Genomic DNA, 14,643 nt, shown 5'->3' on the forward strand with positions numbered 1-14,643 from the left:
AGCGGCAAAGATAAAAAAAGCGGTTTAGTTTCAGACCGGAAGTTATACGACTAATGTACAGTTGACAAAATGCAAATATGCTACTATAGCATTGGCTATCCTACCGCATTAATTCATTTATTTTATTCTGCCATTCGTCCTCAAACACTACTTGAAATTCAAAGTCGTGGTCGGGAAATTCGTCAAACAATTCTTTCCAAGCCTTTTTCGCTCCTAATTCGTTGCATAATGCAAACACGTCTTGTTTGTATTTTGTGTCCTCGTTTTTCAAATGAATACCTTTTGTTTCTAACACATAAACCGTTCCGTAGTCGTCCTTGCTTTCTTGCTTGTCTGCGAGAAGAAAGTCGGGATAAATCTTGTTAGGTTTCCAACCTTGAATATGATAATCTTGTCGGCTCATATTGCGATACCACCACAATAGTTTCTCTTGTTCATCAAGGTAAATGGCAACCGATTTTTCAAGGTCATTGATGTTTTCTTCGGGAACGTAGTCAAACAAGGATTTCTGAATTGGCGTGTTGTCGTTACGGACTAACTGTTTGTTGCTTTTCACTTTTATTCTTGATGGCAACACAAATCCACCTTTGTTTTCAATCAAGAAAAAACAAAGTTTTTTGTCGGTAATCATTTTTCTGAAAACTTGTTCTGATAAGCGGTTACGCTCTTTGTCTAAAACCTTTTTTAGTTCTTCTATGATGAAAACAAAATTGGTTGCAACCGTTTCACGGTCATATTTCGTTTGTAATAAATCAATCGCTTTTTTGCCAATCTGGAAACAATACCAAGGGTTAGGAACTATTTCAGTTATCTGTCTTGTCAGAAAAACTTCGTCTATTTCTAATGTTCCTGTTTTTTCTGCTCTGCCTGTTTCTCTTAGCAATTCCTGTTCTTCGTTGCTCAAACCCAAAACAATTTCTTGTTCTTTGCTCAACTTGTTTTGCAACGAAAGATTTTGAATTTCATCAATGTTAATGTCTTCCCAATCAATCTCACTTAAAATATCAATTTCAAAATTCAGATTTCTCCAACTTTCTGTTTCTTGTACAACAAATTTTGGTAAATAAATTTTCCCCTCGAACTTCTTAAAGCCCGAACGATACTGCATTTCACGGTCTTTTAAACTTCCTGTGTCCATTCCTGCTTCATCGCTTACAATTCTTCCTGCAATGTCGCCCAATCCTTCATCTTCTAATCCTTTTTTGATGTCGCTAACCAACGATTTTGCATTTTGTCGGAATGTAAAAACATAACATTCGTCCAAATCCTGTATTTTGGTTTTTCGTGCAAACGGCTGTCTTAAAATACGACCAACTAATTGCGTTATTCCTGTTGCTGAACTTGGGTTTGTAAGCACGGTTAGCACATACGCAAACGAACAATCCCAACCCTCTTGCAAGGCTTGTTTGGTAATGATGTAGCGAATTTCGCAATCATTGGCAAACAAATCAATTCCCTCAATATCGTCTTTTTCGCTTGATTTGATAGCAATATGACTTTCGGGAACATTACATTTTTTGATTAAATATTCTTTCGCATCTTCTGCGTGAATAAACTTTTTATCTCGTTGGTCTTTCCCTGTTCGTTCAACTTGTATCAAACAAATCGGACGAATATATTCGCCTGTATTGGCTTCGTACTCTTTGGCTTTTTTCTCTAAATCGTTTCGCTTTTCAAAACTTGCCAAAAGTGTGTCCTGCCAATCCAAACTTGTTTTGTTGGTTAAGTGAATATCCAACTTTATCATTTCTTCTTCGTGCAATTCACGACCTGTAATTTTTACCAACTCATTGCTGTTTGGCGGTGGTGTTGCCGAAAGTTCAAGTATAAATGACGGATTGAAATTGCGTATTGTATTCCTCGCATTTTCGCCATAAGCACGATGTCCTTCATCAATCACAACAAGTGGACGTAAAACTTTCAAAGTATTACCCAATGATGTTTTTATTTGCGTTCCGAAAACTTCCATTTCGGTTGTGAAACAATCTAAATTTGGAAGTAATTCTTTTAGTTTTTTATGTCCTTCAAAATCATCTTCTCTTGGAAAAAAATCGGTAAATCCGCCTTGGTCACGGAATACTTTTAGCGTTTCTTTGTTTTGACGGTTTGCAGACGGCAACATTAAAAGTAACACGACTAAATGTTCTTCCACATCAAGACGGTTAAACATTTCTGTCTTTTCTTTTATCAAAGTTCTGCCACCGCTCGAAATATCTAAAACCTGTCTGTATGGGTGATTTCTGTCTTTTAATGCTTTTATGGTTTGGCGATAAATTTGTGTGGACGGCACAACCCAAAGTACCAAACCTGTTTGTTTTTTGAGATACGTTTTTTGGATACTGTCAATAGCGTGGCAAGCCAATAAAGTTTTACCGCCACCTGTCGGCACTTTCAGATAAATGTCGGGTACAGGTTCGTCCAAGCCGTTTGTTTTGGAACTGTAAACAATACGTCCTGTCGATTTTTCCCAAGCCTCTTTCGGGAAATTAATATGTTTTGCTAAATGCGGTTTGAGTTCGGCAATTTCTTCAAACTCTTTTTTCGCATCAGCCAAAGCACCCAAATAATCTTTGAGTTCCTTTAAAACTTTATCCTGATAGTGCTTTAATTTCATTGTCTGAACCGTTGATTTATTTGATTATCAGATTTCGCTGATTTTTTTACTGTCTTTTTTATAATCATATCATCATTTAATCAAACGAATCAGCCGTCTGATTTTTTGATTTGTTGTTTTGCCAACTTCCTTTCATTGGTTACTCGTTTAAATTCTAAACTTTTTGAACCAAAATTGATTAATAACCCTGTTTCTAATTTATATGCCTCCAAATAATTTAATGCTTGTGCCAAATGAACATCTTCCAATTTTGTGAGCGCTTTTAATTCTACCATTATCGTGTCAGCGACTAAAAAATCAACTCGTCTTGTACCAACATCAATTCCTTCATAATGAATAGTCATTTCCAATTCTCTTGCAAAGCCTAAACCTTGCTTTTGCATTTCAATAGCCAAACAACGCTGATAAATCACTTCTTGAAAACCATTTCCCAAAGTACTATGGACTTTCATTGCACAACCGATTATCTTTCCTGTCAAATCAGAATGCCTATATTTATCATTTACAATTTCTTTCATAATCAACGACATCATTTAATCATTAAAAAATCATCGGTTCAGACGGTAAATTTCGTAAGGTAATTGGCAAAAATCAATTCGGTATTCTAAACAAGTGTAATCGTCCACATATTTGGCAGGTGCAAATACCAAACGTTGTTTGCCTTTGAATTTTGGCAAAGATTTACAACGCTCCAAAGTCAAAGCGTTTGTTTTCAGCCATTCAATGTCTGCATTGTAAAACAAATACACTTCATAGTTTTTGCTTTCGCCTATAAAACCTGTTTGGGTGTCAATGTTTTTTTCGTTAAATTCTTCGCCTGTGGCGGTGTAAAAAAGATAACGTGCAAATTCTGTGAAAGACGGCAGATTTTCGCCACTCAACAAACTTTCCATTTCTATGGTTTCGCCCAATTCAAAATAACTGAACGTTCCACCTGTGCCTTTTTTCAGCAATTCGCTTTTGGCGGTTGGTACGCCTTTGATTACTCGTCTTGCTCTTTCCGCCGTCAATTCATTTGCGTAATTTTCCATTTCTACTAAAATGAAATTTCGCTCAACTCCGCTTTCTTCATTTAGTTCTAAAACGGCTTGTGCCGTAGTTCCCGAACCTGCAAAACTGTCAAGAACAATATCGCCCTCGCTTGTCGCTAAGGATATACATTGCTTTACCAAAGATTTTGGTTTTGGAAAATCAAATTGATTTTCTAATCCCAATTCTCGTAATTCAATAGTTCCCGTTTCATTTAAAAATGAATTATCGTCCCAAATAGATTTGGGTTTAAATGTGGTTTTACGATACTTCTCATAAATTCCGTAAGAGCCGTCAGTTTTCTTTTTGGCAACTAAATTACTTGTAGTTGTTTTTGAAGATGTATTTTTTGTAACCTTATCTTTTCCCCACCTCCAACAACTTTCTTTCATTTGTGAATTGAATGGTTCTACCATTTCAGTAAAACCCTCGCTTTCGGTCAATGAAACTAAACAAAATCCGTCTTTATCTTCTGATTTTGGGTTTATGTAAATCGGGTAAAACAAATTTGGACGATTGTGCTTTCCGAATTTTGGATTACGGTTTCTAAGTTCACGAACATTAAAAGCACCTATTTCGTCATTTAAGTTTAAATCACTTGTTTCGCTATCTTTTTCGAGTTCAAATAATTCAGTTTCTGGATTTTTGGTGTAAACGATTAAATACTCGTGTGTTTTCGCAATTTGATTATAGGTTTGCCCTCTACTGTTTGCTCTTACAATTACTTGACTGTAAAAATTGGTTTCGCCAAAAATTTCACTTAACAATACTCGTAAATTGGCAAGTTCATTATCATCACAAGAAATAAAAATAACACCGTCTTCGCTCAATAATTCACGCAACAGTTTTAGGCGTGGCATCATCATACAAAGCCATTTGTCGTGTCTTGTCAAATCTTCAATATCTACGGCTTTGCCCAACCATTCTTTAATCATCGGGCTGTTTACATTGTCGTTATACACCCAATTTTCGTTTCCTGTATTGTAAGGGGGGTCTATGTAAATGCACTTTACTTTACCTGCGTAAGTAGGCAAAAGTGCTTTCAATGCTTTCAGGTTGTCGCCTTGTACAATCAGGTTATCGTGCAAAGAAACTTTGTCCGTAAGGCTCAATTCTGCCTTTGGCACAAGTTGGTGGTATTTAACCGCCAAATGGTGGTTTTGCACAAATGTTTTTCCTTTGAAATTGAGTGTTGGCATATCTGTACCTTTGATTAAGTTGATTATTTTGATTGAGTTGATGTATGTGGCTTGTTGGGGTCAAATTTTGAATTTATCAACCGCTTGTACTCTAAACTTTTTGCTCCAAAATTGATTAACAGCCCGATTTCTAAATTATATGCTTCCAAATAATTAATAGCTTGTGTTAAATGAACGTCTTCCAATTTAATTAATGCCTTTATTTCTAAGGAAACTGCGTTATCAACGAAAAAATCGACTCGTCTTGTTCCTACAATCTTTTCTTTATAAAAGACTTTCATTTCAAATTCTCTTTGCGCAGGAATTTTTTGAAGAATAAATTCTTCTTCTAATGCCCTTTGATAAATGACTTCCTGAAAACCATTACCCAAAATTTTATGCACTTCCATAGAACAGCCAATTATCTTACCTGTCAGTTCGGAATACTTATATTTTTCGTTTATTATTTCCTTCATATCAAAATCATTTAATCATAAAAATCAGGTCAACCTGTGGTTCAGACGGTATTTTACTTTTTCCTCCGCCACTTTCAAAGCCTGTAATGCCAAATCTTCATCTTGCACTTCGTAAGCCAATTTGTCGGAAAGCCACGCAATGATTACATCATTTTTGTGCTCTTTGTAAAAGTCGGAAAGTGCTTTTACCTGTTCTCTTGTCGGCATACGTTCATCTCGTTCTATTTTGCTTAAAATAGTCGGGTCAAGCGAAAGTTCAGCTCCGACTTCTCTAAGCAAAAGCCCTTTTGCCTCTCTCAATTCCCTTAGTATTGTTCCTATCGTTTTCAATTTGCTTTATTTTGACTTGACAAATATTGGCGAATATAAGAAAATGATCGTGTTGCTAAGTAAAGGCGCTTAGACATTTTATCAACAATATTGAATTTGCCGGGTGTTAGGTGCGGTTAGGCAATTTAAACATACTCTCTCTGGCACGAAAAACTATATTAATCTGTGAAATGTTAGGATCTTCTCATTTCTATATTTCTATTAATGCTTGTATAGCCGTTCGGCAGGATTGCATCTATCTTACCAGGATAGACTGCAACTACTCTTATTTCCCAAAAGGCATTTTAGGCATTCCCCGCATCATTTTTGATGCCATTGCCGGGTTAGAGAACATTTTCATCGCTTTGCGCATATCCTCAAACTGCTTGATGAGCTTATTAACCTCAGCGATGTTTGTTCCTGAACCTTTTGCTATACGGGCACGACGGCTTTGGCTGATGGCATCGGGATTTTCGCGTTCGTACGGGGTCATGGACTGGATAATGGCTTCAATGGGCTTAAAGGCATTATCGTCAATATCAATATCTTTTATGGCTTTACCAACGCCGGGTATCATGCCCATCAGGTCTTTCATGTTACCCATCTTTTTGATCTGCTGGATCTGGCCGATAAAATCGTTAAAGTCAAATTTGTTTTTGCGGATTTTCTTCTGAAGTTCGGCAGCCTGCTTTTCGTCAAACTGCTGCTGGGCACGTTCCACCAGCGAAACCACGTCGCCCATTCCCAGGATACGTGAAGCCATACGGTCGGGATGGAACACGTCCAGCGCTTCCATTTTCTCACCGGTACCGATAAACTTGATCGGCTTGTTTACTACCGATTTGATGGATAAGGCAGCACCGCCGCGGGTATCGCCGTCCAGCTTGGTGAGCACCACACCGGTAAAATCCAGGCGATCGTTAAAAGCCTTGGCTGTATTTACCGCATCCTGACCGGTCATGGCATCTACCACAAACAGGATCTCATCCGGACGGGTTCCCGCTTTAACGGCCGCAATCTCGTTCATCATTTCCTCGTCAACTGCCAAACGACCGGCGGTATCTACAATAATTACATTATTGCCGTTGCGCTTACCTTCGGCGATACCTTCCTGTGCAATCGCAATCGGGTCTTTTGATTCGAGGTTAGCATATACCGGAACACCAATTTGTGTACCTAAGACCTGTAACTGATCAATCGCCGCCGGACGGTAAACGTCGCCGGCTACCAGCAAAGGTTTCTTGCCTTTCTGTGTTTTCAGGAAATTAGCCAGCTTACCCGAAAAGGTGGTTTTACCCGCACCATTTAGTCCGGCAATGAGTATGATGGTTGGATTTGCCTGCAGGTTCAGATCCGATGCTTCGCCGCCCATTAACCGGGCAAGCTCATCGTTCATGATCTTGGTAAGCAGCTGTCCTGGTGAAATACTGGTGAGCACATTCTGTCCCAGCGCTTTCTCTTTCACCTCATCGGTAAATGTCTTGGCCGTTTTATAGTTAACGTCCGCGTCCAGAAGAGCCTTACGGATCTCTTTCATGGTTTCGGCAACGTTTATCTCGGTAATGCTTCCCTGACCTTTCAGAACTTTAAACGCTCTGTCAAGTTTATCCTGTAAATTTTCGAACATGGTAGTAATCAGCTTTTAGCAGCCTGCAAAGTTATCATTTATCCTGTAATGCCGGTAATGATATTTGGATAAATTGCCGGCGTTTACCACACAATTTACCATCTGAAACATCCGCAATTTGTTTACCTTAGCTGTATGACTGCAAAAAATCAATCTGACCTTAAACGTTGCGGCTGGTGCGGCACAGACCCTTTGTATGTAAAATATCACGATGAGGAGTGGGGCAAGGAGGTGCATGACGACCGGATATTATTTGAGTTCCTGGTACTGGAATCGGCACAGGCCGGGCTAAGCTGGATAACTATTTTAAAACGCCGGGAGAATTACCGTGAGGCTTTCGCCGGATTTGACCCGGTTAAGGTTGCTCAGTTTACCGAAAAGGATGTGGAACGACTGATGCAGGATACGGGGATTATCCGTAACCGGATGAAGATTGAAGCTGCAATAACCAATGCCCGTTTGTTTTTGGATATTCAAAAGGAATTTGGCTCGTTTGATGCCTATTTATACAGTTTTATGCCGGATGGCAAGCCTATATCGAATCATTTAAGTGATCATAAAATGGCTCCGGCACGCACCGAAATATCGGATGCCATTGCCAAAGACATGAAAAAGCGAGGCTTCAAGTTTTTCGGTTCTACCATTTGCTATGCCCACATGCAAGCTACCGGCATGGTGAATGATCATGTGGCTGATTGTGCGTTCAGATAACAGCCTCCCTCTGAATCTTTCTGATATTTAGTATTTTTGTGTTATGCAATTGAGCAACACAGCCTTTTGGGATGTCGATATGGCGAAGATGGATGAGGATCAGCATGCAGATTTCATCATTGCCCGTGTGTTTCAATATGGCCTGATGTCCGATATTAAGGCGGTCATTAAGCATTATGACGCTCAAACAATCAACCAGGCATTAAAGAACTACCGGGGGTTAAACCGCCAGACTGTTAATTTCGCCAAAGTATTAGGCTATTTGTAATGTTGCATTTCAACACCATATCTACACCATTGCGACAATTAATCGAGCAAGTCTGTATCATGCCCGACTTTAATCAATTTTATTTATGTGGGGGTACTGCTTTAGCGCTGCAACTTGGACACAGGATATCTGTTGATGCTGACTTTGTTTCTGAAAACAATTTTGATAAAGACAATCTGATTAAAGTTCTTATTGAGCGCTTTTCGGACGTAACTGATATACACCAAAATCAATATGGCGTTTTTCTGAGAGTATCTGGCTTAAAGCTGGATTTTTTGAGCTGGAATCTGCCTTTTATTGCAGAGCCTATAGAAGAGAATAATATCCGGATGATTTATAAAAAGGATATTATCGCGATGAAGCTGTTTGCCATATTACAACGCGGTGAAAAGAAAGATTATATGGATATTGCAACGCTGCTTGATGAATATTCGCTAAAGGAGATGTTGAATTTTTATCAGGAGCGTCATAAAAATAGTGATATATCCCTCGTATTACGTTATTTGTCAAGTTTTTCTGATATAGATTTTCAGCCGGAGCCTAACATGCTGAATAACTTAACATGGGCTGTTGCGAAACAACGCTTACAGGAAGCAATAAAACAATATACGTTTAATAATTAGATTTTATTTCATTGCATTTTTAACACTTTAGTGTTTTGAACGAGTGTGTCTAGAAGGGTCCTCCGTTAGTAGTGCTCAAAGAAGAGAAATAACGGTATTTTTGATTTTCCAGGCACACTCGTTTATATCAATCAGCTCAATAGCACAGTGTTAGTTGTTCTTTGCCGTTATTTGCTTTTCATCTATTTTGCCTTTTAGTATATATGGAACTGAGGTCCCTGACAGATCATTATTGACAATGCTTACATCTTCTGCCATCCCCTCAAAGGAGCAAAATGGAATTTTAGCAAAGCGTGGTTTGTTATTGGTAATGTAGGCTCCTTTTATGGTGTTGAAACGAATGTAAGATGGCGCTGAGGATGATGTTTTGGCCTGAATATTGTCCAGTACAACATCGCCTGAGTTTTGAAAATAGAATGCCGGACGCTCGTCCTGGGCTGCTATAAAATCCATAACAATGTTATTGAACCTGATACCGTTAACGTAATTACAGTTTATACCATAGGCCGGCGTTATTCCCCAGGTATAGTAATCGGGATAACCATGAGCATTTTTATCTACCATAGTGGGTTGGGCATCCCCGGCTTTTGCGCCTCCTGCAAACTGCAAATGAATGTTGCTTAGCGTTACATTTTCTATCGGGCATTGGTCATTACCTGATATCACCATACCGATGCGCTCATCAAATTCCTTTTTATGATATTTTATGGTGGTATCTGCCCTCCATTTACCGATACCATCGGCAATGATATCAGAGATAATGATATTCTTAACCTGGGTTCCAACGGCATCTGCCCGGGTATCGCACTTTAAAAATATTGCCCCGTTTGTATTATGCATGGTAATATTGCTGAATATTACCCGGTCTGCCCTGCCTCCGTCAACAATCTCGAACGCAATGCCTGATAAACGGGTGTCATATACCGTACAATTGGAGAATACAATGTTTTCAAAAGGACCCCTGCCAACGGCTCCTAATTTAAGTGCATTTGATTCGCTGCTCACCACGCAATTAGTAACGGTTACATTTTTTACGCCGCGTTTCGTGTTACTTTTTAAGCAAATACCGTCGTCTCCGGAAAATACATTGCAGTTGGCTATACGTACATTATAACAATCAACGATATCAATTCCGTCGTTGTTGGCTACAATACGGCTTTTAATGGTAATACCATCAATCAGTACATCGTCGCAGGCATCTATTTTCATATTCCAGAATGCCCCGTTTATAACGGATATGTCTTTTATTTTTACAGCGGTTGAGCGTGAAATGGAAATAGGGAAGGGCCTTACACCGCCGCCAATGCCACCATAGTTATTTTTGCCCTGGAAGTTTTTATGACCGCCGTTTCCGTCTATGGTTCCCCGGCCTAAAATAGCCACATTCGTTAGGTTCCTTCCGCTAATCAGTGCCCGCCGCTTTTCGTTTTTCCCCACTTCATACGGTTCCCATTCATAATCTTTGTAATCGGGGCTTCCTTTTAATACTGCGGAGGGTTCCAGGTACAATGCCACATTGTCCTTCAGCTTGATGGTGCCTGAGATAAACACCCCGTTAGGAATAATTACCTGGCCACCGCCATTTTGGGCACAGGCGTCAATAGCTTTCTGGATAGCTTTTGTGTTCACGGTTTTACCATCGGCAACAGCCCCAAACTGCTTGATATTAATTATCTCCTGGGCTTTTAAGGATACCAGCAAGCTTCCTAAAAGGTACGTTAAAATCAATTTCTTCTTCATTATTGTTCTGCTAAAGGTTTTTACCGGATGGTTATTGATGAAACCGGGTTTGTCAAACGGTTGATACTTTTAGTGTATTTTGCAGGTTTATCATTCAAATTATCCGGATAACAAAGCACCTGTGCACCTTTGTTAATGTCTATGGATCTGATTTCCTGCTTGCCTATACCGAACCGCTCCAGGTCCGTACTGTTATAAGTTCCTGGCTTGAGGATAACAGACCGGCCAGTATAATCTTCACCGGTATACAGCGTTACGTCTCCCGGTGACAATTTATAAATTATTTGCAGCACCTTATCCGCGTAACGGCCACCCAACACCAACTGACTGTATGTATCGAAATGCGGATTATTCTTTTTCACATCAATGGATGTAAGTCCGGATGAAGATACCCAGGTACTGTAAGGGATACTGTCCTGTATTTGGCGAATTACCGGATTGACACCTTTTCCCCGGCCGTTCCAGGTTCCTACCTCACCAGCTATGAACGGCAGCTTGTCATTTCCGAGATCAGTCCGTAAATCTGCTACCAACTTCTTCAAACGACTCATATACAATTCATTTTTAGGAGAGGAGTTATCACTTTCGCCCTGATGCCATATAATGGCCTTGATAGTGCTGCCGGGGGTAGCTGCCAGGGCAGCTTTTGCCCTTGCTATAGCCTGTTCGTATAAGTTATAATCATTCGGCCCTTCATATCCCTTTTGCCACCAGACTATGGATGTGCCTCCTTTCGCATTAACAACAACGCCAATGTCCTGCTTAACATAAGCTGTTAATTTCTGGGCAAAACCATAACCCGGTCCCAGTTTCTGAGGATATGATTTTTTTACGGTAGAATACCGGTTAAAGCCTTCTTCCTGGGTACACACCGCTTTTTCCCATTGGTTTTTATCGTTAAACAGAAAGACTTTTGAGAGCGTATCTCTTTGTAAAGTACTCACTTCGGCTACACCAGCCATGTTGGATTGCCCGATAAGCAGGTAAATATCTAAATTTTTAACGGGTTTATCTTGTCCCTTTACTGTTGCTGTAAGTAATAGCAAAAGGCTTACTTGTCTGACAAAATATTTCATGCTAGTTGATTTTAAAATGTTAATGTTGCTGTTTTCAAGCCATCACTCTTGACTATAATGGTATTGATACCGCTGCCGGTTTGCACCCGGATGCTGCCTCTGCCATTAAATGCCTGTACCTTGGATGAGCCGGTAGGAGTGCCCAGGTTTTTAATCAGTTTACCGTCTCCTGCAAGCGAAAAGTACAGGTAGTTTTTCGCGTCCAGGCAGGGAACGCCATTCGCATCTGTTAAGGTAACATTCACCTTAACGGTATCATCATTTTCGATGACCTTTTCTAATTTAATAGTTGCAGGCTTTCCCCATTTCTGCGTTTGATAGGTAAAAGTGATGGTATCCCTCACAAGCGCTTTGTCCTTAAAGCCGGTAACATGGATCTTATTTTCACCTTCCCTGAAATACAGGTTCCACCGCAAGCCTGCGGCGGGAAAATCCTGGCTGTGTCGCTTTCTCTTACCCATGCTTTTACCGTTGAGGAATAACTCCACCTCATCGCAATTGGAATATACTTTAACCTGCTTTTCCTCGTCCGGCTTTCCCCAGCGCACTGGCCACGTATGCCCATAGATATGTACCATGGCTTTCTCTGTCCAGTAGGATTGGAATACATAGTAAGCTTCTTTTTTGGTGAAATCGCGTTCTACAACGCCTTTCTGATTCACATAGGGTACCGGATTTTCGGGCCGTAAGGGTGTAGAAAAATCTTTAAAACACCAGTATGCAGTCCCGTTGAGCCAGGGCATGGTTTCCTGCTCTTTCAGGTGCCAGTCAATCAGGTCGCAAACATAGGTTTCGCTCCAGTCGCCGTCCTTGGCTATCCTTGGCGGACCGCCGTTCAATAACGCATCGCCGTCTTTTTCGGCTCCTCCGTTACCGGTTTTAATAGGAGGTAGATTTTCATAAGGATTTTCCGCATGACGCCCCGCATGGCTATCGCCGCCCCACTCTACATGCAGGAAATGGTTCACCTGTTTCATTTCAGCTTCTGAAATGGTTTTGTACTCCTTATACAAGCCCCTGTACCAGCCGGCCCATATAGATGGCGAATAAACATCCACAATGTCCTTACAAAAGTCGCACCGGCGGATAGCGGTTTTCCGTGACGGGTCTAAGCGATGAGCCAGATCATTCAGCTCTTTCATAAAAGTCCGGATCTTTTGCTTATCAAATTCCTGGAAATCACCGGGCCAGTCGTTCTCATTCCCCAGCCCCCATATCATCACCGAAGGGTGGTCATAATGCTGCTCGATCATGTTGGTGAGCATCCGTTTTGCCTGCTCCTGGTAAACGGGGCCGCCTAAACCACCGCGGCACCAGGGAATTTCTTCCCATACCAGGATGCCCAGGCTGTCGCACAGGTTAAGTACAATCTGCGACTGCTGGTAATGCGCCAGACGAATGAAGTTCACGCCCATGGCTTTGATCAGCTTCATCTCGGTGCGTATCATATCTTCGGTCATGGCAGCGCCTACGCCGGCATGGTCTTCATGACGATGAGTTCCGCGTAGAAGCAATCGTTCTCCATTCAGGAAGAATGGCCCCTGTTCTTTAAAGATCACATCCTTGAAACCGATTTTTTCAGTATGTGTGATTTCACCGACAGCGGAACGAAAGCTTGCTTTTACAGTATATAATGCCGGGGTTTGCGGCGACCATAGGCGTGGGCTTTTAATAGTTAGGTTCCAGAACGCTGTTTCTGTTACGGCTTTCTCTCCCGACTCTTTTTCTAAAACCAGTTTGCCATCCGGCCCGTATACCCGTAATGTGCCCGACACTGTAGCGATATGATCCGGGTTATAAAACCGGGGCGTTACCTGTAAACTCCCCAGTTTATCAGCCAACGACACATGCGTTTTGATAAATAATTTTTCTACAGACAAAGGCGGGTTGTATACCAGGTTCACATACCGGTAAAGCCCTCCATATACATTAAAATCAGAAAGACTGGAAGGGATCATTTCCCTGTCGCGTGAATTATCTGTTCGGATAACAATGGGGATTTTATGTTTAAACCGTGTATTGTATACGGCTTTTTTCTTAAAATCGGCTACAGCCTGGGTAATATCTACCGTCCACTCATCATACCCGCCTACATGACTTCCTACTTTCTGGTCGTAAATATAAACCTCGGTTTTTTGCCCGGCTCCCTCAAAATGCAGCAGGGTATTGCCGTTCGGATAGGGATTATTAATATCGAGCACGGTACGATACCAGGCGGGGCCCTGGTAATAATTTACATCCGGATCAACCGCATCTTCCGCATTGTAGCAATGCGGCAATGTAACAGGCTGCCACAACGGTACAATTTCTGCACTATCGCCCTCCACAGGTCTGACAGCTTCCCACGCTGTACTTAAATCCTGTTTAATAAACTGCCAGTTAGCGTTTAGCCGCTGTGCCTGCTGTGCATAAGTGGCCGGAATAAGCAGGAATAAGACAATGATCAATTTAACTTCTTTCACAATAAATTAAGTATACGTATCGGCAAAAAAATTTCAAGCTGGTTGGCAGCTTATTGTTCTAATGAAATCCAGTCTAATATAACTCCTCCCTGGCTGGAAACTACCACAAGGTCTTGTATTCCTGAAGTTCTAGTAATATCAATAACCTGTTCAGATAATACGGTCCATCCTGCTGTTTTAATATCAGCTTTACCCAACAGCGGGCCCGTTTCACTTCCTGTCCTGAATTCGAGCGTCGCTTTTCCGTCTGAACTTCCGCTGCCTGCCTTTATCCTGATTTTGGATATTCCGGTCTGGAAATCGATCTTATCAAAACGAATCCATTTACCCTTATCGAATTTATTGACTACGGTACCGGTTTCGGTCTTTTTACGGGCTGCTCCGCTTGTTTCGCTAAAACTTTCTGCTTCTATTTTATGACTGCTTTGTGCATATACTGCTACAGATATGCTCAAGGCCATGATACATAGGGCTACTACTCTTTGGTTCTTTTTCATTGTTCTCTATTTATGTTATGTATATCTGATAAT

The 14,643-nt window shown here is 40.9% G+C and carries 13 protein-coding genes; 3 read left to right on the top strand and 10 right to left on the bottom strand.

What is annotated here, in order from left to right; all coding sequences use genetic code 11:
• Positions 1 to 100: 100 nt before the first annotated feature.
• The 6 genes from FW774_RS04230 to ffh all read right to left on the bottom strand — a co-directional run bounded on the left by FW774_RS04230 (position 101) and on the right by ffh (position 7,233).
• Entirely contained in the window at positions 101 to 2,614 is a 2,514-nt protein-coding gene (locus FW774_RS04230) for a DEAD/DEAH box helicase (protein ID WP_149346878.1), read from the bottom strand.
• An 89-nt stretch (positions 2,615 to 2,703) separates the two neighbouring features.
• A complete protein-coding gene (locus tag FW774_RS04235) occupies positions 2,704 to 3,132 on the bottom strand; it encodes a GxxExxY protein (protein WP_149346879.1) in 429 nt (142 codons plus the stop codon).
• Between the two features lie 30 nt (positions 3,133 to 3,162).
• Positions 3,163 to 4,842, bottom strand: coding sequence for a site-specific DNA-methyltransferase (locus FW774_RS04240; protein WP_149346880.1), 1,680 nt, complete (start codon positions 4,840 to 4,842; stop codon positions 3,163 to 3,165).
• 23 nt (positions 4,843 to 4,865) lie between these two features.
• Positions 4,866 to 5,297, bottom strand: a complete 432-nt coding sequence (locus FW774_RS04245; RefSeq protein ID WP_149346881.1) for a GxxExxY protein — start codon at positions 5,295 to 5,297, stop codon at positions 4,866 to 4,868.
• Positions 5,298 to 5,321: 24 nt separating this feature from the next.
• Positions 5,322 to 5,627 (bottom strand): helix-turn-helix domain-containing protein, encoded by a 306-nt coding sequence (locus FW774_RS04250; RefSeq protein ID WP_149346882.1) that lies wholly within the window; start codon positions 5,625 to 5,627, stop codon positions 5,322 to 5,324.
• Between the two features lie 265 nt (positions 5,628 to 5,892).
• On the bottom strand, positions 5,893 to 7,233 hold the full coding sequence (gene ffh / locus FW774_RS04255; RefSeq protein ID WP_149346883.1) for a signal recognition particle protein: 1,341 nt from the start codon (positions 7,231 to 7,233) through the stop codon (positions 5,893 to 5,895).
• Positions 7,234 to 7,368: 135 nt separating this feature from the next.
• On the opposite strand from ffh, the gene FW774_RS04260 reads away from it, so the two are divergent.
• The 3 genes from FW774_RS04260 to FW774_RS04270 are packed head-to-tail and all read left to right on the top strand — an operon-like array spanning position 7,369 to position 8,835.
• Positions 7,369 to 7,944, top strand: a complete 576-nt coding sequence (locus FW774_RS04260; RefSeq protein WP_149346884.1) for a DNA-3-methyladenine glycosylase I — start codon at positions 7,369 to 7,371, stop codon at positions 7,942 to 7,944.
• A 43-nt stretch (positions 7,945 to 7,987) separates the two neighbouring features.
• On the top strand, positions 7,988 to 8,212 hold the full coding sequence (locus FW774_RS04265) for a DUF6922 domain-containing protein (protein ID WP_149346885.1): 225 nt from the start codon (positions 7,988 to 7,990) through the stop codon (positions 8,210 to 8,212).
• 59 nt (positions 8,213 to 8,271) lie between these two features.
• On the top strand, positions 8,272 to 8,835 hold the full coding sequence (locus FW774_RS04270; protein WP_187774804.1) for a nucleotidyl transferase AbiEii/AbiGii toxin family protein: 564 nt from the start codon (positions 8,272 to 8,274) through the stop codon (positions 8,833 to 8,835).
• Positions 8,836 to 8,985: 150 nt separating this feature from the next.
• Here FW774_RS04270 and FW774_RS04275 read toward each other — a convergent pair whose 3' ends face one another.
• The 4 genes from FW774_RS04275 to FW774_RS04290 are packed head-to-tail and all read right to left on the bottom strand — an operon-like array spanning position 8,986 to position 14,610.
• Complete coding sequence (locus tag FW774_RS04275) at positions 8,986 to 10,575, bottom strand: glycoside hydrolase family 28 protein (protein WP_149346887.1); 1,590 nt, start codon at positions 10,573 to 10,575, stop codon at positions 8,986 to 8,988.
• Between the two features lie 20 nt (positions 10,576 to 10,595).
• Positions 10,596 to 11,651: a sialate O-acetylesterase gene (locus FW774_RS04280; protein ID WP_149346888.1), complete on the bottom strand. Its 1,056-nt coding sequence runs from the start codon at positions 11,649 to 11,651 to the stop codon at positions 10,596 to 10,598.
• A gap of 11 nt (positions 11,652 to 11,662) precedes the next feature.
• On the bottom strand, positions 11,663 to 14,113 hold the full coding sequence (locus FW774_RS04285; RefSeq protein WP_149346889.1) for a glycoside hydrolase family 2 TIM barrel-domain containing protein: 2,451 nt from the start codon (positions 14,111 to 14,113) through the stop codon (positions 11,663 to 11,665).
• 50 nt (positions 14,114 to 14,163) lie between these two features.
• Positions 14,164 to 14,610 carry a carbohydrate-binding protein gene (locus FW774_RS04290; RefSeq protein ID WP_149346890.1) on the bottom strand — a complete coding sequence of 149 codons (447 nt, stop codon included), beginning with the start codon at positions 14,608 to 14,610 and terminating at the stop codon, positions 14,164 to 14,166.
• Between the last annotated feature and the right edge of the window lie 33 nt (positions 14,611 to 14,643).

The organism is Pedobacter sp. BS3 (genome assembly GCF_008274585.1).
Taxonomy (GTDB): domain Bacteria; phylum Bacteroidota; class Bacteroidia; order Sphingobacteriales; family Sphingobacteriaceae; genus Hufsiella_A.